Origin of the sequence: Caballeronia sp. LZ034LL (assembly GCF_031451215.1) — a bacterium.
Classification (GTDB): Bacteria; Pseudomonadota; Gammaproteobacteria; order Burkholderiales; family Burkholderiaceae; genus Caballeronia.
This window is the reverse complement of the sequence record NZ_JARUXR010000001.1, coordinates 1731299-1748392: the sequence shown is the minus strand read 5'-3', so window position 1 is coordinate 1748392 and position 17094 is coordinate 1731299. Positions and strand designations below refer to the sequence as shown.

Annotated in this window: 17 protein-coding genes; 7 read left to right on the top strand and 10 right to left on the bottom strand. The window is 65.7% G+C overall.

Going from position 1 to position 17094, the window contains the following annotated elements; translation table 11 throughout:
* Positions 1-18: 18 nt before the first annotated feature.
* From QCE83_RS08010 to QCE83_RS07985, 6 genes are all read right to left on the bottom strand, one after another.
* Positions 19-678 (bottom strand): amino acid ABC transporter permease, encoded by a 660-nt coding sequence (locus QCE83_RS08010; RefSeq protein WP_309808535.1) that lies wholly within the window; start codon positions 676-678, stop codon positions 19-21.
* A 148-nt stretch (positions 679-826) separates the two neighbouring features.
* Positions 827-1627, bottom strand: coding sequence for a cystine ABC transporter substrate-binding protein (locus tag QCE83_RS08005; RefSeq protein WP_309808534.1), 801 nt, complete (start codon positions 1625-1627; stop codon positions 827-829).
* A 125-nt stretch (positions 1628-1752) separates the two neighbouring features.
* Positions 1753-2775, bottom strand: coding sequence for a quinone-dependent dihydroorotate dehydrogenase (locus tag QCE83_RS08000; RefSeq protein WP_309808532.1), 1023 nt, complete (start codon positions 2773-2775; stop codon positions 1753-1755).
* 77 nt (positions 2776-2852) lie between these two features.
* Positions 2853-3680 (bottom strand): arginyltransferase, encoded by an 828-nt coding sequence (locus QCE83_RS07995; RefSeq protein ID WP_309808531.1) that lies wholly within the window; start codon positions 3678-3680, stop codon positions 2853-2855.
* 148 nt (positions 3681-3828) lie between these two features.
* The gene (gene aat / locus QCE83_RS07990) at positions 3829-4560 is read right to left on the bottom strand and encodes a leucyl/phenylalanyl-tRNA--protein transferase (RefSeq protein WP_309808530.1); all 732 of its coding nucleotides are present in this window, start codon (positions 4558-4560) and stop codon (positions 3829-3831) included.
* A 50-nt stretch (positions 4561-4610) separates the two neighbouring features.
* Complete coding sequence (locus QCE83_RS07985; RefSeq protein WP_309808529.1) at positions 4611-5156, bottom strand: NUDIX hydrolase; 546 nt, start codon at positions 5154-5156, stop codon at positions 4611-4613.
* A 283-nt stretch (positions 5157-5439) separates the two neighbouring features.
* Here QCE83_RS07985 and glp point away from each other — a divergent pair, with 283 nt between their 5' ends.
* The 3 genes from glp to moaE are packed head-to-tail and all read left to right on the top strand — an operon-like array spanning position 5440 to position 7437.
* A complete protein-coding gene (gene glp, locus QCE83_RS07980) occupies positions 5440-6687 on the top strand; it encodes a gephyrin-like molybdotransferase Glp (protein WP_309811545.1) in 1248 nt (415 codons plus the stop codon).
* A 14-nt stretch (positions 6688-6701) separates the two neighbouring features.
* Positions 6702-6959 (top strand): molybdopterin converting factor subunit 1, encoded by a 258-nt coding sequence (gene moaD, locus QCE83_RS07975; RefSeq protein WP_309808528.1) that lies wholly within the window; start codon positions 6702-6704, stop codon positions 6957-6959.
* 13 nt (positions 6960-6972) lie between these two features.
* A complete protein-coding gene (gene moaE, locus QCE83_RS07970; protein WP_309811542.1) occupies positions 6973-7437 on the top strand; it encodes a molybdopterin synthase catalytic subunit MoaE in 465 nt (154 codons plus the stop codon).
* A gap of 15 nt (positions 7438-7452) precedes the next feature.
* Here moaE and QCE83_RS07965 read toward each other — a convergent pair whose 3' ends face one another.
* Entirely contained in the window at positions 7453-8019 is a 567-nt protein-coding gene (locus tag QCE83_RS07965) for a group III truncated hemoglobin (protein ID WP_404984305.1), read from the bottom strand.
* 318 nt (positions 8020-8337) lie between these two features.
* Here QCE83_RS07965 and QCE83_RS07960 point away from each other — a divergent pair, with 318 nt between their 5' ends.
* The 4 genes from QCE83_RS07960 (at position 8338) to QCE83_RS07945 (ending at position 13448) form a co-directional block, all read left to right on the top strand.
* Positions 8338-8844, top strand: coding sequence for an Rrf2 family transcriptional regulator (locus QCE83_RS07960; protein WP_309808526.1), 507 nt, complete (start codon positions 8338-8340; stop codon positions 8842-8844).
* A gap of 142 nt (positions 8845-8986) precedes the next feature.
* A complete protein-coding gene (gene clpB, locus QCE83_RS07955; protein ID WP_309808525.1) occupies positions 8987-11584 on the top strand; it encodes an ATP-dependent chaperone ClpB in 2598 nt (865 codons plus the stop codon).
* Between the two features lie 212 nt (positions 11585-11796).
* A complete protein-coding gene (locus QCE83_RS07950; protein WP_309811538.1) occupies positions 11797-12093 on the top strand; it encodes a helix-turn-helix domain-containing protein in 297 nt (98 codons plus the stop codon).
* The gene (locus QCE83_RS07945; RefSeq protein WP_309808524.1) at positions 12090-13448 is read left to right on the top strand and encodes a HipA domain-containing protein; all 1359 of its coding nucleotides are present in this window, start codon (positions 12090-12092) and stop codon (positions 13446-13448) included. Before QCE83_RS07950 ends, QCE83_RS07945 begins: the two co-directional genes overlap by 4 nt.
* 32 nt (positions 13449-13480) lie before the next feature.
* On the opposite strand, the gene QCE83_RS07940 is transcribed toward QCE83_RS07945, so the two are convergent.
* The 3 genes from QCE83_RS07940 to pbpC all read right to left on the bottom strand — a co-directional run bounded on the left by QCE83_RS07940 (position 13481) and on the right by pbpC (position 17090).
* A complete protein-coding gene (locus QCE83_RS07940; protein WP_404984302.1) occupies positions 13481-14122 on the bottom strand; it encodes a YidB family protein in 642 nt (213 codons plus the stop codon).
* 8 nt (positions 14123-14130) lie between these two features.
* Positions 14131-14700, bottom strand: a complete 570-nt coding sequence (locus tag QCE83_RS07935; protein WP_309808522.1) for a helix-hairpin-helix domain-containing protein — start codon at positions 14698-14700, stop codon at positions 14131-14133.
* Positions 14701-14843: 143 nt separating this feature from the next.
* A complete protein-coding gene (gene pbpC, locus QCE83_RS07930) occupies positions 14844-17090 on the bottom strand; it encodes a penicillin-binding protein 1C (RefSeq protein WP_309808521.1) in 2247 nt (748 codons plus the stop codon).
* Between the last annotated feature and the right edge of the window lie 4 nt (positions 17091-17094).

Genomic DNA, 17094 nt, shown 5'->3' with positions numbered 1-17094 from the left:
ATCCGCCGGCGGGCGCGTTCAATGACGCCCGGGCAGCGCGAGACGCCGCTCGAAGCGCCGCTGCACGAATTCCAGCACGCTGCACAGCACCCAGTAGACGAAGGCGGCCGCGAGATAGAGCGGCAGCGGCTGGTAGGTCGCCGCGATCACTTCCTGGGCGCTGCGCAGGAGTTCGGTCACGGTGATGACCGAGACCAGCGACGTGTCCTTGATGAGGCTGATCAAGCTGTTCGACAGGCTCGGCACCGCGATGCGCAGCGCCTGCGGCCCGATCACGAAGCGCAGCGTCTGCGTGCGCGACAAGCCAAGGCTATAGGCCGCCAGCCACTGGCCGCTGTTGATGCCGAGGATCGCGCCGCGCATGCTTTCCGACAGATAAGCGGCTACATTCGCCGACAGCGCGATCACGCCGGCGGGCGTCGGTTCGAGCGAGATGCCGAGGCTCGGCAGGCCGTAATAGATCACGAAGATCTGCACGAGCAGCGGCGTGCCGCGCATGACGCTCACATAGCATCGCCCGAGCGCGACCAGCGTGCGGTTCGTGCTGATGCCCATCAATGCCAGCACGACGGCCGCGATGAGGCCGAAGAACATCGAATAGAGCGCGAACTTGATCGTCAGTACCGCGCCTTGCGCCAGGACGGGCGCCGATTGGACGAGCAGGGAAGTCGTGGACATGAACGGGAATGCAGTGAGGAAAGGGTGCAACTCAGGGGCGCAATCCGGCCCGGCGGCGCGCACGAAGGGCCCATCTTAAACCGTCGCGGCAAAAGGCAAGGGCGGCACCGTCGCCGATGCCGCCCTCGAGCGCCCTGCAAAACGCGGCTTACTTCGCCGGCTTCGTCACGTCGATGCCGAACCACTTGTCCGAGATCTTCGTGAAGGTGCCGTCGGCTTCGAGCTGGGTCATCGCGTCGTCGATCGCCTTGGCGAACTTCGGATTGCCCTTCTTGAACGGAATGCCCGACGGATTACCGGCGCCGACGTTCGCGCCGGTGCGCAGCGGCAATTGCGAGTTCTTCAGCAGGTAGGCGAGCATCAGGCGGTCGTTCAGCGCGGCGTCGAGGCGGCCGGCGGCGAGGTCGCGCAGATACTCGGGCGCGCCCGGATAGGTCTTCACGTCGATGCCCGGCACCGACTTCGCCATGTCCATGTAGTTCGTGCCGAGACCGACGCCGAGCTTCTTGCCCTTCAGTTCATCGAGCGACTTGAATTCGCGCTTGTCGTCGTTGCGCTGGATCAGCTGCGCGTTCGAATACGTGTAGGCCGGCGAGAAATCGAGCGTCTGCTTGCGCGCATCGGTGATGCCGACCTGGTTCACGATCACGTCGAACTTGCCCGCCTGCAGTCCGGCGATGATGCCGCTCCATTCGGTCGTGACGAATTCCGGCTTGACGCCGAGCTTGGCGGCGACGGCCTTGGCGATATCGACATCGTAGCCGACCAGTTCGCCGTTGGTCGCCTTCGAGTTGAACGGCGGGAAGGTGCCTTCCAGGCCGATGCGCAGCGTGCCGCGCTGCTTGACCTGGTCGAGCAGGTCTTCCGCGTGCGCGGCGCTGGTGACGGCGGTGAAGGCCGCGCCGATCAGGCTGGCGGCAACGAGTTTCTTGAGCGTGGACAGTTTCATTGTGTTGTTCTCCTCTGATGGCCAGGGCAAGCGCGTCGAGCCGCTTGCTTCATGCAACGACAAGTGCGGCGATCATAGTGAAAATGCAATCGCCGTGTCAGATCGTTTGTTCATTTCTATATTCCTCAGGCGAGGGCTTCGACGCATTCCTTGACGAGCGCCGGGCCGCGATAGATGAGCCCGGTATAGACCTGCACGAGCGACGCGCCCGCGGCGAGCTTCGCGCGCGCATCCGCGCCCGAGAAAATCCCGCCGACGCCGATGATCGGCACCTCCGTGCCGACTTCCGCGCGCAGCTTGCGGATCACTTCGTTGGATGCGTCGAAGACCGGCCTTCCGGACAGGCCGCCGGCTTCTTCGCCGTTGGGCATGCCGGTGACGGCGGTGCGCGACAGCGTGGTGTTGGTGGCGATCACGCCGTCGATCCTGTGAGCCAGCAACGTGCCCGCGATCGACTGGATCTGCTCGTCGTCGAGATCGGGCGCGATCTTCAGCGCGAGCGGCACGAGCTTGCCGTGCAGGTCGGACAGGCGCTGCTGCTTGTCCTTGAGCGCGCCGAGCAGGGCGTCGAGTTCGCCCGCGCCTTGCAGCTGGCGCAGGTTCTTCGTGTTCGGCGAGGAAATGTTGATGGTCACGTAGCTCGCGAACGGATACACGCGTTCGAGGCAGTAGAGATAGTCGTCGGCGGCGCGCTCGATGGGCGTATCGGCGTTCTTGCCGATGTTGAGGCCCAGCACGCCGCGATAGCGCGCGGCCTGCACGTTGGCGACGAACTGGTCGACACCGCCGTTGTTGAAGCCCATCCGGTTGATGAGCGCGCCGGCTTCCGGCAGGCGGAAGATGCGCGGGCGCGGATTGCCAGGCTGCGCGCGCGGCGTCACCGTGCCCACTTCGATGAAGCCGAAGCCGAGTGCGGCGAGCCCGTCGATGCAGGCGCCGTCCTTGTCGAGGCCGGCCGCGAGCCCGACCGGATTGCGGAACGTGATGCCCATGACGGTGCGGGGCGAATCGGCGCCACGGGTGGCGAGTACGCTGGCGAGGCCGGTGCGGCCGGCCGCGCCCAGCATGCGCAGCGTCAGGTGATGTGCGTCTTCCGCGTCCATCTTGAACAGATGCGAACGCGCGAGCGGATAAAGGGAACTGAACACGAAAGGAACGCCGGCGAGGGCGAATTATTGTTTGAGGCCGCTATTTTAGCGGCTTCTGCCGGCGGCTTTTTTAGCGCCTAGCGGGGCTGTCCCGGAGCGTGGATGCGTCCGGGCATCGGCAAGGTGCCGGCGGACTGCGTGTTGAGCGGATCGAGCAGGCTCCAGGCGCCGTCGATCAGGCCTTCGAGCGGCCGGAAATTGGCCTTGTAGGCCATCTTCTCGCTTTCGCGGATCCAGTAGCCGAGATAGACGTGCGGCAGGTCCAGGCTGCGCGCCTGCTCGATCTGCCACAGAATGTTGAAGGTGCCGTAGCTGGTCTTCGGCTGGTCCGGCTCGAAGAAGGTGTACACGGACGAGAGCCCGTCGCCCAGGATGTCGATCATGCTGATCATGCGCAGCTCGCCGGGTTCGTCGGGGTGGCCCGGATGCGCCGGCTCGCGGAATTCGACCAGGCGCGAATTGATCCGGCTTTGCAGCAGGAACTGCTCGTACTGGTCGCGGCTGTCGCGGTCCATGCCGCCGCCGGCATGCCGCGCCGACTGATAGCGCATGTAGAGCGCGTAATGTTCCTCGTCGTAGTGCAGCGGCGCGACGCTCGCAATCAGGTTGCCGTGCAGCTTCCACACGCGTTTCTGCGCCCGGTTCGGCACGAAACGCGCGACCGGCACGCGCACCGGCACGCAGGCGCGGCAGCCGTCGCAATAGGGACGATAGGTGAACACGCCGGAGCGCCGGAAGCCGGCCTTGACGAGTTCGGTGTAGACGTCGGAGTTGATGAGATGGCTTGGCGTGGCGACCTGCGAGCGTGCGACGCGCCCGTCCAGATAACTGCACGGGTAAGGCGCTGTTGCATAGAATTGCAGCGCGGAAAGCGGTGACAGCGGCAGCTCGTTCGGATGTGTCACGTTAGCGGCTCTCGCAGGCGTCGTCTCGTCTAGGCCAGCCATGGCGCACGCTGCGGGCGCGCGTGCGGTGACGGCGTTTCAGTGTTTGCGTTGCGGTGAATTCTCAACGAGCAACCCGGACATGACCGGGTCATCACGCTGGAGGCATTCAGCGTGCCAGCACTTCGAGCAAGACGGATTTGTCGAAGCGCCAGCCGATGGCCGGTTCCGCCGCCGCGCGCCTCAGATGCGTGACGAACGCACGGCGGGCAATCTCACGGCCCCCGAGCGACGCCAGATGCGACGTGTTCTGCTGGCAGTCTATCATCACAATCTGGTGACGACGCAAGTGTCCGACGAGTGCCGCGAGCGCGATTTTCGAGGCATCGGTACGGTGCGCGAACATCGATTCGCCGAAGAACATGCGCCCGAACGACACCCCGTAAAGCCCGCCCACGCGCACGCCGTCATGCCAGGTTTCGATGCTGTGCGCGTTGCCCGCGCGGTGCAGCGTCGTGTAGGCGTCCACGATATCGCTGGTGATCCAGGTGCCGCGCTGGCCGTCGCGGGGCGTGTCGGCGCAGGCGCGCATTACCGCGGCGAAATCGTGGTCCACGCGCACTTCCCAGAGCGGATCGCGCAGCACGCGCTTGAGCGTCTTGCGCAGCGAATCCGACACCTTGAACTCCGCCGGATACAGCACCATGCGCGGATCGGGACTCCACCACAGCACCGGCTGGCCATCCGAATACCACGGGAAGATGCCGCGTCCATAGGCATCGATCAGCCGCGACGGCAGCAGGTCCGCGCTCGCGGCCAGCAGCCCAGGCGCGCCGCTCGACGCGCCGAGCGCACGTTCGACGGGCGGAAAGGGATCGTCGTCAACGAGCCAGGGAACCATGTTCTCGAAAGGAGGCGGCGGGCGGGAGCGAGGTCGCTACGAAGTGAAGATCAGCCGTCGCGCAGCGTGCGGAAGATGTCGCCGGTATGCAGCGTGAAATTGCCGGCGGCGCGGTCGGCGAAGAAGAAACGCAGCGTCTGGCCGACGGTCGGAAAAGCGATCTCGTCCCACGGAATCTCGCTCTCCGCGAACAGTTTCACTTCCAGGCTTTCCTCGCCGGGGTCCAGGTCCAGGTCGAGCAGGCGCGCGAGATAGAACAGATGGACCTGATGCACGTGCGGCACATTGAGCAGCGAGAACAGGCTCTGGATCTCGACGCGCGCGCCGGCTTCCTCCAGCGTTTCGCGCGACGCGCCTTCGCTCGTCGTCTCTTCCATTTCCATGAAGCCGGCCGGCAGTGTCCAGTAGCCGTAACGCGGCTCGATCGCGCGGCGGCACAGCAGCACCTTGTCGTCCCACACCGGCACCGTGCCCACGACGTTGCGCGGATTCTGATAGTGAATGGTGCCGCAGTGCTCGCAGACGTAACGCTCGCGGTTGTCGCCCGGCGGAATGGCGAGGCCGACTTCGTGGCCGCAGACGGAGCAGAATTTCATGGAAATGGCGGTGGAAAGTGTGGTGCGAGTGTATCACCGCACCGGGGCGTTCAAGGCACGGGTCGCGGCGGCGCGCGGATGCGGGATCGGCCCGGCAGGCTTGATGCGGAAGCGCCTGCGCCTGCCGGGTGGTCAGGCTTGTCGTTACAATAGTTGACCAGAATCAGTGCTTCCACTCATCCATTCATCCATGCGGGCGCCGGCCGCCCGACCCTCACGCGGGCGTCGCGCGCCCGGAGCGATCTCCATGTCATCCACGCCTGCCGCTTCCTCCCGTCCTCCGATGCTCGCCACCGCCGACGCGCTCGGTCGATTGCTCGACGCCGCGCGCCGCGTGGACGGCGATGAACGCATCGATACGCTCGACGCCGCCCATCGCGTGCTCGCGGCCGATGTAATCTCGCCGCTCGACGTCCCGCCGATGCACACCAGTTCGATGGACGGCTACGCGGTCCGCGCCGCCGATCTCGCCTGCGCGGCCGACGGCGCGCCCGTGACGCTCGACGTGTCGCAGCGCATTCCGGCGGGACAGGCCGCCGAGCCGCTCGCGGCGGGCACGGCGGCGCGCATTTTCACGGGCGCGACGGTGCCGCCCGGCGCGGATGCCATCGTGATGCAGGAGATGGTGCAGGCGACGCAGACCGATACCGGCAGCCGCGCCACCTTCACGCAGACGCCGGCGGCGGGCGAATGGATCACGCGGCAGGGCGCCGATATCGAGCGCAGTTCGGTCATCCTGCGGGCAGGCACGCGCCTGACGCCGCAGGCGCTCGGTCTGGCTGCGTCGGTTGGCTGCGCGCAACTGGACGTGGTGCGGCCGGTGCGTGTCGCGATCTTCTTCACCGGCGACGAACTGCGCATGCCCGGCGAGCCGCTCGAACCCGGCGCGATCTACAACTCGAATCGCTTTACGCTGCGAGCGCTGCTCGGCCGGCTGGGCTGCGAAGTGACCGACTTCGGCATCGTCGCGGACCAGCTCGACACCACGCGTGAGACGCTGCGGCGCGCGGCCGCCGGTCACGATCTCATCCTGACGTGCGGCGGCGTGTCGGTTGGCGAGGAGGATCACGTGAAGCCCGCGGTCGAGGCTGAAGGCCATATCTCGATGTGGCAGATCGCCATGAAGCCCGGCAAGCCGCTCGCCTTCGGCGCGGTGCGGCGCGAAGGCGCGGCGGCAGAGCGCGGCGGCGAAGCGTTTTTTATCGGTTTGCCGGGCAATCCGGTCTCGAGTTTCTGCACCTTCCTGTTGTTCGTGCGCCCGTTCCTGCTGCGGCTTGCGGGCGTGACCGAAGTCGCGCCGCGGGTCTATTCGATGCGCGCCGACTTCAGCCAGAAGAAAGGCGATCGCCGTAACGAATTTTTGCGGGCGCGCGTGAACGAAGCGGGCGGCCTCGATCTCTTTCCCAATCAGAGCTCGGCTGTGCTGACCTCGACCGTCTGGGGCGATGGTCTCATCGACAACCCGCCGGACCACGCCATCCGCGCCGGCGAGAGCGTGCGCTTCATCCCGTTTTCAGAACTCATGCGGTAAGGATCAGGCTGGACATGAAAGTCGAACTGAGATTTTTTGCGAGTGTGCGCGAGGCGCTGGGCGTCGCCAACGAAACGGTGACGGTGCCGGAATCCGTGGTCAATGTCGGCGATGTGCGCACGTGGCTGCGCCTGCGCGGCGGCGCGTGGGCGGACACGCTGGCCGAGGGCCGCGCGTTGCGCATGGCGTGCAATCACGTGATGACCGATCCGTCGCAGCGCATCACCGAAGGCTGCGAGGTAGCGTTCTTTCCTCCGGTCACGGGCGGCTGACATGACGACATCCATGACGACATTCGCGCGAATCCGCGTACAGGAAGCCGATTTCGACATCAGCGCCGAGGTCGCCGCCCTGCGTGCCGACAATCCGAAGGTGGGCGCGGTCGCCTGCTTCGTCGGCACGGTGCGCGACCTGAACGAAGGCAGCGTCGTCGAAACCATGGAGCTCGAACACTATCCCGGCATGACGGAAAAGTCGCTGGAAGCCATCGCGGCCCAGGCGCGCGAGCGCTGGCAGGGTTCGGACGTGCTGATCGTGCATCGCGTGGGGAAGCTGAAGCCGCTCGATCAGATCGTGCTCGTCGCGACCACCGCGATGCATCGGGCGGACGCGTTCGAATCGTGCGCGTTCGTGATGGATTATCTGAAGACCCAGGCGCCGTTCTGGAAGAAAGAAAAGACCGAAGCCGGCGAGCGCTGGGTGGATGCACGCGAGTCCGACGACCGCGCGCTCACCCGCTGGCAGACCTGAGCGGACCGAGCGCCGTCAGGAGCGGTCCACGGGCTTGCCGACGAAGCGGGCCGGAAACGCCTCGGCGCCGGGACGCTCGGGGAAGCGCGGTTCGGGCTGGTCGCCACTGCGTCGCCGTTTGAGCGCCGCGAGCAAATCCTGCTGCTCGGCAGGCACCTGATAGTCCCAGCCGAACTTGCTCAATTGCAGGCTCTGCGCGATGCGCAGCGCCGGTTCCATGAACTGCACGGCGGCGCCGGGTTCGTAGCGCGCCTCGACCGTGTTCAGAAACAGCGACAGCCAGCGCGCGAAATGACGCGGCTCGATGCCGTCGAGCGGCCGGTGCGCCTCCTGCACGTTCCCTCGATAGTCCTTCGTGCCGAGCACGAGGCTCGACCAGAAACTCGTCATCTTGCTGAGATGTTCGTCCCAGCGGCCTTCGAGCGCGTTCGAGAAGATCGGGCCGAGCAGCGGATCGTCGTCGACGCGGCGGTAGAACGCCTCCACGAGCGCGCGGACGTTGTCTGCACTGGGCTCGCGTTCGCGCGGGACGGGTTGGGGAGTCGGGGAATCGGTCATGAGTGGTGCGGGCAGCGGTTCCATCGTGCGATGGTGCGCCCTTGGTACTGGTTCGATAAATAGAATTTTCTGACGAACTATTTCAAGATGAAGCAGAATGGCGCTTTCGTCCTCAGACGGCTCCATGCAGCCAGAAGTGTCCGAATTGCATGCCGGATCGTTTGTTTGGCGTGCTTTTGCGTCACTCTTGTCAGGCTCGCCCGTTCGTCTGGGCGCCGCGTGCCGATGTTAAGGCTCGAGACCTTGCCGCAAGGAATCGTCCCTTGTCCGTGTGCGGACTTCCGGCCAGGCCTGGCCTCGAATAACTAGCGCGCCGCTCGGCGCCACCCACTTCGCGCGAACATGCGACTGACCGATTACACCGATTATGCATTGCGAGTCCTGCTGTATCTGTCCGTCCGTCCCGCCGGTCTTTCGACGATCCAGGAAATCTCCGACGCCTATGGCGTCTCGAAGAATCATCTGATGAAAATCGTCCAGCAGCTGGGCGAACTGGGCTGGGTGGAAACCGTACGGGGCCGCAACGGCGGGCTGCGACTGGCGGAACATTCGCGCGCGCTGACGGTGGGCGAGATCGTGCGCAAGACGGAGAATGACTTTGCGATCGTCGGCTGCTTCGGGCCGACGGACGAAGGTCACAAGGGCTGCGTGATCCAGTCGCACTGTCGCTTGCAGGGCGTATTCGCGGCCGCCCGCGACGCCTTCCTCGCCGAACTGGACAAGCACACGATCGGCGAACTCGCCCATCCGGCCAACGATCTCGCGCGGTTGCTGAACATTCCGGTCCGAACGCCCATCCCGGCGGGGGAGTTCATTCCGATCCGCCATTCTTCGCTGAACGAAACCTGAACGCAGCAGTCTTCTTTCATTGCGAGCGGGCCCGCCGTCGATCGTAAAAAAACAAAAAAACGCCGCCAACGAGCGAATTCGTGCTTGAAACCGGCCCGAAGCGCCTCATTTTGGAAGTATTCAGAATCGGAGCTTCAACCCAATGAGAATCGACAAACTCACCACCAAATTCCAGGAAGCGCTCTCGGATGCGCAAAGCCTGGCGGTCGGGCACGACAATCAATACATCGAGCCGGTGCATCTGCTGTCGGCATTGCTCGCGCAGCAGGACGGCTCCGCGCGTTCGTTGCTGTCGCACGCGGGCGTGCAGGTTCAGGCGCTTCAGACCGCCCTCAATGACGCCATCAGCCGCCTTCCGCAGGTGCAAGGCACCGACGGCAACGTGCAAGTAAGCCGCGACCTGGCCGGCCTGCTCAACACCGCCGACAAGGAAGCGCAGAAACTCAACGACACGTATATCGCGAGCGAGATGTTCCTGATCGCCGTCGCGGACGATCGTGGCGAAGCGGGCCGCCTCGCGAAACAGCACGGCCTCACGCGCCGGGCGCTCGAAGCGGCCATCAACGCGGTGCGCGGCGGCGCCCAGGTCGACAGCCAGGACGCCGAAAGCCAGCGCGAGGCGCTCAAGAAATACACCGTCGACCTGACGGAACGCGCCCGTGCGGGCAAGCTGGATCCGGTCATCGGCCGCGACGACGAAATCCGCCGCTCCATCCAGATCCTCCAGCGCCGCACCAAGAACAATCCGGTGCTGATCGGCGAGCCGGGCGTCGGCAAGACGGCCATCGTGGAAGGGCTCGCGCAGCGCATCGTCAATGGCGAAGTGCCGGAGACGCTCAAGGGCAAGCGCGTGCTGTCGCTCGACATGGCGGCGCTGCTCGCCGGCGCGAAGTATCGCGGCGAGTTCGAGGAACGCCTCAAGTCCGTGCTCAACGACATCGCGAAGGACGAAGGGCAGACCATCGTCTTCATCGATGAAATCCACACCATGGTCGGCGCCGGCAAGGCCGAAGGCGCGATGGATGCGGGCAACATGCTGAAGCCGGCCTTGTCGCGCGGCGAACTGCATTGCATCGGCGCTACGACGCTCGACGAATACCGCAAGTACATCGAGAAGGACGCGGCGCTGGAGCGTCGTTTCCAGAAGGTGCTCGTCGACGAACCGTCGGTCGAGGCGACCATCGCCATCCTGCGCGGGCTGCAAGAGAAGTACGAACTGCATCACGGCGTGGAAATCACCGACCCGGCCATCGTCGCGGCGGCGGAACTGTCGCATCGCTATATCACGGACCGGTTCCTGCCGGACAAGGCCATCGACCTGATCGACGAGGCCGCGTCGCGCATCAAGATGGAAATCGATTCGAAGCCCGAAGAGATGGACAAGCTGGACCGCCGTCTCATCCAGTTGAAGATCGAGCGCGAAGCGGTGAAGAAGGAGAAGGACGAAGCGTCGCAGAAGCGCCTGCAACTGATCGAGGAAGAGATCGAGCGGCTCAACCGCGAATATTCCGATCTCGAGGAAATCTGGACGGCGGAGAAGGCCGCGGTGCAGGGCAGCGCGCAACTGAAGGAAGAGATCGAGAAGGTGCGCGCCGACATCACTCGTCTGCAGCGCGAAGGCAAGCTGGAGAAGGTCGCCGAGCTGCAATACGGCAAGCTGCCGGAACTCGAGGCGCGGCTCAAGCAGGTGACGCAGGCCGAGTCGCAGGAGCAGAACAACCCCACCCGGCCGCGTCTGCTGCGCACGCAGGTCGGCGCGGAGGAAATCGCGGAAGTCGTGTCGCGTTCCACCGGCATTCCGGTGGCGCGCATGATGCAGGGCGAGCGCGAGAAGCTCCTGCAGATCGAGTCCAAGCTGCATGAACGCGTGATCGGCCAGGACGAGGCCATCGGCGCGGTGGCGGACGCCATTCGCCGCTCGCGCGCGGGGCTGTCGGATCCGAACCGGCCGTATGGGTCGTTCCTGTTCCTCGGGCCGACGGGCGTCGGCAAGACCGAACTGTGCAAGGCGCTCGCGTCGTTCCTGTTCGATTCGGAAGACCATCTGATCCGCATCGACATGAGCGAGTTCATGGAGAAGCACAGCGTCGCGCGGCTGATCGGCGCGCCGCCGGGGTACGTCGGCTACGAGGAGGGCGGTTACCTGACCGAAGCCGTGCGTCGCAAGCCGTACAGCGTGATCCTCCTCGATGAAATCGAGAAGGCGCATCCGGACGTCTTCAACGTGCTGCTCCAGGTGCTCGACGATGGCCGCATGACCGATGGCCAGGGCCGCACCGTCGACTTCAAGAACACGGTGATCGTGATGACCTCGAACCTCGGTTCGCAAGTCATCCAGGGCATGGTCGGCGAGCCGCAGGAGAAGGTGAAGGACGCCGTGTGGGAAGAAGTGAAGCTGCACTTCCGGCCGGAATTCCTGAACCGGATCGACGACGTCGTCGTGTTCCATGCGCTCGATCGCAGCAACATCGAATCGATCGCGAAGATCCAGCTGCAGCGCTTGCAGGAGCGTCTTGCGAAGCTGGACATGCAGCTGGAAGTGTCCGATGTGGCGCTCGAGCAGATCGGCAAAGTGGGCTACGACCCGCTGTTCGGCGCACGGCCGTTGAAGCGCGCCATCCAGCAGGAGATCGAGAATCCGGTCGCCAAGCTGATCCTCGCAGGGCGATTCGGGCCGAAGGATGTGATTCCGGTGGACGTGCGGGAAGGCAAGTTCGTGTTCGACCGCGTGATTCATTGAAGACAGGCGGGCCGTCCTGCGGGACGGTTCGTGTTGACCGAAGAAAGGCAACGAAGCGATTTGTTGCCTTTTTTATTTGGGCTGAGATTCCATGCGGTCGAAGGGATTTTGATGGTTTGGCTTTGTGAGAAGCCAGAAATCTCTTCGATCGACGAGATTTTAAAGTGTGTCAGGCGATCGACGGTATAATCTCTTCGATCGAAAGGATTTTCATGAAAATCGATATCCGAAATCCACATGACATCGGCGTGGCGGTGCGGTCGGCCCGCAAGGCCCAGCGGCTGCGCCAGGACGACGCTGCCGGCAGCATCGGCGTAAGCGAGAGCTTTCTCGGCAAGATCGAGAGCGGCGCTGAAAGCGTGCAATGGGGCAAGCTGTTCCAGGTGCTGGAAGGTCTGGGCGTGCGCCTGACGGTCGATATCCCCGACGAAGCCGGCGAGCTGTTCGCCGGCGAAGCGATCAAGCGCTACGGACGTGAGCAACGGCGGCGCGCGCGAGGACAACGATGAGTCCTGAAGCCGTAGCGCCGGATGATGCGCCGTCCCAGGCGCGCCGCAGCCTGATTGCGAGCATCAATGACACGGAAGTCGGCTTGCTCAACGCCGACGACGACATCTGGTCGTTCACCTATCTGCCTTCATGGCGCGACCATGCGGAAAGTTATCCGTTGAGTCCGGCGCTGCCGTTGCAGGCCGAGACGCTGCGCGACGGCAGCACGCGCCGCGCGGTGCAGTGGTACTTCGACAATCTGTTGCCGGAGGGAGGTCAGCGTACGCTGCTCGCGCGCGACGCGTCGATCCGCAACGAAGCCGACGCGTTCGCACTGCTCGCGCACTATGGCGCGGAATCGGCGGGGTCGGTCACGCTCACGCCTCCGGGCGTGCGCGAGACGAGCGAGACAACGGCGCGCCCGCTGCCCGACGATGCCCTTCAGGCTCGCATCGATGCCTTGCCGCGCGTGCCGCTCACGCACGGCGCCATCAAGCGCATGTCGCTGGCGGGTGCGCAGCACAAGCTGGCCGTCATGTTGCACGACGGCGCGCTGCATGAACCCGCCGGAAGCACGCCGTCGACGCATATCCTGAAGCCGAATCATCAGGATGCCGATGATTATCCCCATTCGGTCATCAACGAATGGTTCGTGATGACGCTCGCCGACATGCTTCGGCTCGGCGTGCCGAAAGTCCACCGGCGCTATGTGCCGTCGCCCGTGTATCTGATCGACCGCTTCGACCGCGAGTCGCGCGCGGGTGCGTGGCGCCGGCTGCATAGCATCGACGCATGCCAGTTGCTCGATCTCGCGCGCACCTTCAAGTACGAGCAGGGCAGTGTCGAACAACTCGCGACGCTCGCCGCGCGTTGCCGCAATCAGGCGGCGGCGCGGACCCGCCTGTTTTCATGGCTGGTGTTCAACGTGCTGGTCGGCAATTCGGACGCGCATTTGAAGAACCTGAGCTTCCTCGTGTCGAGCGAGGGCATCCAGCTTGCGCCGTTTTACGACTTGCTGAGCGTCGCGGCCTATGCCACGCCGTCCTATCAGAAGACGGACTGGCCGAAGCGCGCGGTGTTTGCCTGGGACATACTCGGCGCGCGTCACTACGAGGATTTCGATCGCGCGCTGCTGTTGCGGGCGGGCGAGGTTCTGGGCATCGCGGGCAAGACCGCCCAGCGCCTGCTGGACGCGCTGACGAACGCCATCATCGACGCCGCCGCCGGGCTCTACGCGCGGGTCGAGCAGGAGAACGCGGCGCTGCTGGCCGAACGGCCGGCGCTGGCCGCAACGCTCGGCGGCGAGTTGACCTGCCTGCGCGTGATCCGCCATACGATCATCGCGGACATGACGCGCAGGCTGTCCGCGCGCTAAGCCATGCGCGGACGGCGCGAAGCAGGCGCCCTTCAGCCTTGCTTTGGTTCTTCGCTCTTGCCGAACAAGCCTGCCAGACCGCCGAGCGAGCCGAGCACGCCGGTGAGGTCGAGCTTGCCTTCCGGGGGCACTTCGCCGTTCGGCGTCGCGCGATCGACGACATGCGGCAGCACGGCCGCCAGCATGCCCGAGAGCTGATCGCCGGACACGCCGGCTTTCTGCGCCAGCGCGCCGACATTGTCGTGGCCGAGCACGTTGGTGAGCGTGTCGGGGCTGATCGGCTGATTTTCGCCGGTGCCGATCCATGACTGGACGATATCGCCCGCACCGTGCTCGTGGAAGCGCTGGATCAGCCCCATGATGCCGCCCGGCTGGCTGTTGACGAATTCGAGCGCCGCCGCGATCAGCGTGGCTTGCCCCGTCTGGCCGGGTTGACCGGGCTGGCCGGGTTGGCCGTTCGGTTGCGCTGAATTGCCGAGGGAGGAGGCGAGGATATCGAGTAGGCTCATGACGGTCTCACTGAAGGGGTTGAGGGAGGGATGCGGCGCCGCAGCCCGGAAGAACTGGGATCCGCGGCGGCGCGGGCGGCGGCCCTGTCCTTCGGGCCGCGTGACGACGATCAGCCGGGGTTCATCGACAGAGGCAGCAGGCCTTCGCCAAGGTTCCCGGTACAAGCTTACGCTTACTGACTTGCGGCCGCGGCGCTGGCGGCCTTGTCCTTCTTGCTGCGTTTTGCTTTGGCGGGTTTCGCTTCGCTGGCCGCCATCGCCGGGCCCGATGCCGCCGCTGCCGCCGCTGCGCTGTCCTTCTTTGACTTCTTCGATGCCTTCGTGCCCGATGCCGGCGCGGCGGCCGGCGTTTGCGCGGTGGTCGCGGCGGGCGAGGTTGCGGCGGTGGCCGCCGTCGAGGACTTCACCGTCGAGTTCGGCGCGGCGCTGCCGCCCTGGGTCGTGGTCGGCCTGGCAGTCTCGCCGGACGGGGGAAGCGAAGATCCGCCGATCGTCAGGCCATTCTGCTCGAGATTGGCCACCGACTTGGTGCCGAGTCCCTTGACGCGCGTCGCGAGATCGTCGGCGTCCTTGAAGGGGCCGTTCTTCGTGCGTTCGTCGACGATCGCCTTCGACTTCACCGGCCCGAGTCCCTTCACCGATTCCAGCGCGGCCTGATCGGCGGTATTGACGTCGACCGCGGCGAAGGCCGCCCCGATCGACAGCATGAACGCAAAGCACAACATCAGCAGCTTTTTCAGCATGACGGCACTCCAGGCTTGAGAGAAACAGATGACGAATCGATAGGTCCGGGCCGTAAAAGACGATGCCGTTAAGAATAGGGCAAATCCGTCCCGGACGATGACGGCTCGCACGGCGCACGTTCTGCCGCGCTCCCGCATTTTTCTTAACGCGGCGAAGCGCCCGACGGATGACGCGGCGGTTCCTGCGCCCGCGCGAACGCGCCGCGCACTTCGAAGGCGACCGTGTCGACCGGCTGTCCATGTGCATCCACGAGTTCCAGCACGTGCCTTCCGGGCCACGGCAGCCACGCCGCGCGCGCGTCCTGGCCATACGGCTTGCCGTCGAGATGCCATGCGAGCCGGGCGCTGCTTGCGCTTCGTTCGAACCAGACGCGCTGGCGCGCGGGCGGAATGTCCGGATCGAGCGCAAAAATGGTGCCGTTCGTCGGCGCGCCGATGCGAGCGGCCTGCGCATCCACGCCGCTCGCCGTGCCTTGCCCGTTTTGCAGCGCACTGGCCGAAAGCCCGATGCTGCTCATCTGCGTGCCGCGCACGAACCACTCGCCACGCGTCGGTTCGACATCGTCCTGATAGCTGACCGTGGTCCGCACCACGCCAGCCGGAGCCTGCGGCGCACGGCTCGAGGAACGCCGGTTCAGATAGTTGACGATCCCGTTCCAGATCGGCGCCGCGCCGGTCACGCCCGAGACGTCCCACATCGGCTGGCCGTCGGCATTGCCGACCCACACGCCCACGGTGTAGCGCGACGTGAAGCCCACCGTCCAGTTGTCGCGCATGTCCTTGCTCGTGCCGGTCTTCACCGCGCTGAAGCTTCGTGTCGCGAGCACGCTGTCGAAGCCGAAGGTGCGGGTGCGCGCGTTGTTGTCGGCGAGGATGTCGGTGACGATGTAGCTCGCGTCCGCGCTGAACACGCGCGTGCCGGCAGGCGCGGGCGCGTGGTCGGCGACATCGAAGAAAGGCCGCGCGACGCCGCCGTTCGCCAGCGTGCGATAGGCGTTGACGAGCGAAGCCAGCGTCACGTCCGCGCTGCCGAGCGCGAGGCTGAAGCCGTAGTAATCGCCGGCCTGCGTGAGCGGCAGGCCGAGCGCGACCAGCGTCTTCGCGAAACGGTGCGGCGTCACCATCACGAGCGTGCGCACCGCCGGCACGTTCAGCGACGAACCGAGCGCCGTGCGCACGCTCACCCAGCCCTTGAAGTCGTGATCGTAGTTCTGCGGGATATACAGGCCGCCGCCGGTGGCGAGATCGAGCGGGGCATCGTCGAGCAGCGTCGCGGCGGTGACGCGCTTTTCGTCGATGGCCTGCGCATAGAGAAACGGCTTCAGCGTCGAGCCGGCCTGACGCGCGGCCAGCGCCGCATCGACTTCGGGCGCGTTCGAGAGCGCGCCCGCCGAGCCGACCCACGCCAGCACGTCGCCCGACTGGTTGTCGATCACGACCGCCGCCGCGTCATGCACGTTGCGCGGATGCGCGCGCGCATTCAGCTCGGCGAGCGTGCGTACAAGCGTGTCGCGGGTAAAACGCTGCAGGCGCGCATCGAGCGTCGAGCGCACGCGCGCGCCCGCCGCCGGATGCGTTTCGCCCGCGATGCGCCGCGCGAGATGCGGCGCGAGGGCATCGTCGCCCTGTGCGAACGCGGGCGCGGAGGCCGTGCGGCTCAACGCCAGCTGCACGTAGGCTGGAAGATTGATGCACGGATCGGCGGAAGCGGTCTTGCCCGCGCCGTGCAGCGTCTGCATGTCGCGCAGGATCACGCAGGCGCGCGCCGCGACCTTCGCGTAGGACGCATTGGGCGCGCGGATCAGCGCGGCGGTGAGGGCGGACTCGCGCTCGTCGAGCCCCGAGGGCGCCTTGCCGAACAGCGTCTGCGACAACGCCGACAAACCGACAAGCTCGCCACGAAACGGCACGAGGTTGAGATAAGCCTCAAGAATCTGGTCCTTGCGCCAACTGCGTTCAAGCCACAGCGCGCCGATGGTCTGTTCGGCCTTCTCGCCGATCGAGCGCCGTCCGGCCGGCTTGCCGTTGTCGTCGATGAGGCCGGTGAGCTGCATCGTCACCGTCGATGCGCCGCGCGTGCGCGTGTTCCAGAGATTGCCCCACGCTGCCGCCGCCGCGCCGCGCCAGTCGACGCCCGCGTGGTCGTAGAAGCGCTTGTCCTCCGAGACGACGATCGCCTCGCGCAGGGCCGGCGACACATCCGCGAGCGCGACCCAGTCGCCGCGCCGCGCGCGGGTGTCGATGCGCGTACGCTGCAGCGGCGTGCCGTCGCGGGCGAGCAGAACCCAGTCGGAACTGCGCCATGCCGCGCGCACTTCATCGAAGCGCGGCGCCGCATGCGCCGCCGCGCTCAGCAGCGTGAAGAGGGCAAGGAGCGCGGCGCGTCTCATGGGC

Bases quoted from the DNA above. Each gene is read 5' to 3' on its own strand.
- QCE83_RS08010 (WP_309808535.1), bottom strand. From the start codon at position 678: ATGTCCACGACTTCCCTGCTCGTCCAATCGGCGCCCGTCCTGGCGCAA.
- QCE83_RS08005 (WP_309808534.1), bottom strand. From the start codon at position 1,627: ATGAAACTGTCCACGCTCAAGAAACTCGTTGCCGCCAGCCTGATCGGC.
- aat (WP_309808530.1), bottom strand. From the start codon at position 4,560: ATGGTTCCCTGGCTCGTTGACGACGATCCCTTTCCGCCCGTCGAACGT.
- QCE83_RS07985 (WP_309808529.1), bottom strand. From the start codon at position 5,156: ATGAAATTCTGCTCCGTCTGCGGCCACGAAGTCGGCCTCGCCATTCCG.
- glp (WP_309811545.1), top strand. From the start codon at position 5,440: ATGCTCGCCACCGCCGACGCGCTCGGTCGATTGCTCGACGCCGCGCGC.
- moaD (WP_309808528.1), top strand. From the start codon at position 6,702: ATGAAAGTCGAACTGAGATTTTTTGCGAGTGTGCGCGAGGCGCTGGGC.
- moaE (WP_309811542.1), top strand. From the start codon at position 6,973: ATGACGACATTCGCGCGAATCCGCGTACAGGAAGCCGATTTCGACATC.
- QCE83_RS07965 (WP_404984305.1), bottom strand. From the start codon at position 8,019: ATGGAACCGCTGCCCGCACCACTCATGACCGATTCCCCGACTCCCCAA.
- QCE83_RS07960 (WP_309808526.1), top strand. From the start codon at position 8,338: ATGCGACTGACCGATTACACCGATTATGCATTGCGAGTCCTGCTGTAT.
- clpB (WP_309808525.1), top strand. From the start codon at position 8,987: ATGAGAATCGACAAACTCACCACCAAATTCCAGGAAGCGCTCTCGGAT.
- QCE83_RS07950 (WP_309811538.1), top strand. From the start codon at position 11,797: ATGAAAATCGATATCCGAAATCCACATGACATCGGCGTGGCGGTGCGG.
- QCE83_RS07945 (WP_309808524.1), top strand. From the start codon at position 12,090: ATGAGTCCTGAAGCCGTAGCGCCGGATGATGCGCCGTCCCAGGCGCGC.
- QCE83_RS07935 (WP_309808522.1), bottom strand. From the start codon at position 14,700: ATGCTGAAAAAGCTGCTGATGTTGTGCTTTGCGTTCATGCTGTCGATC.
- pbpC (WP_309808521.1), bottom strand. From the start codon at position 17,090: ATGAGACGCGCCGCGCTCCTTGCCCTCTTCACGCTGCTGAGCGCGGCG.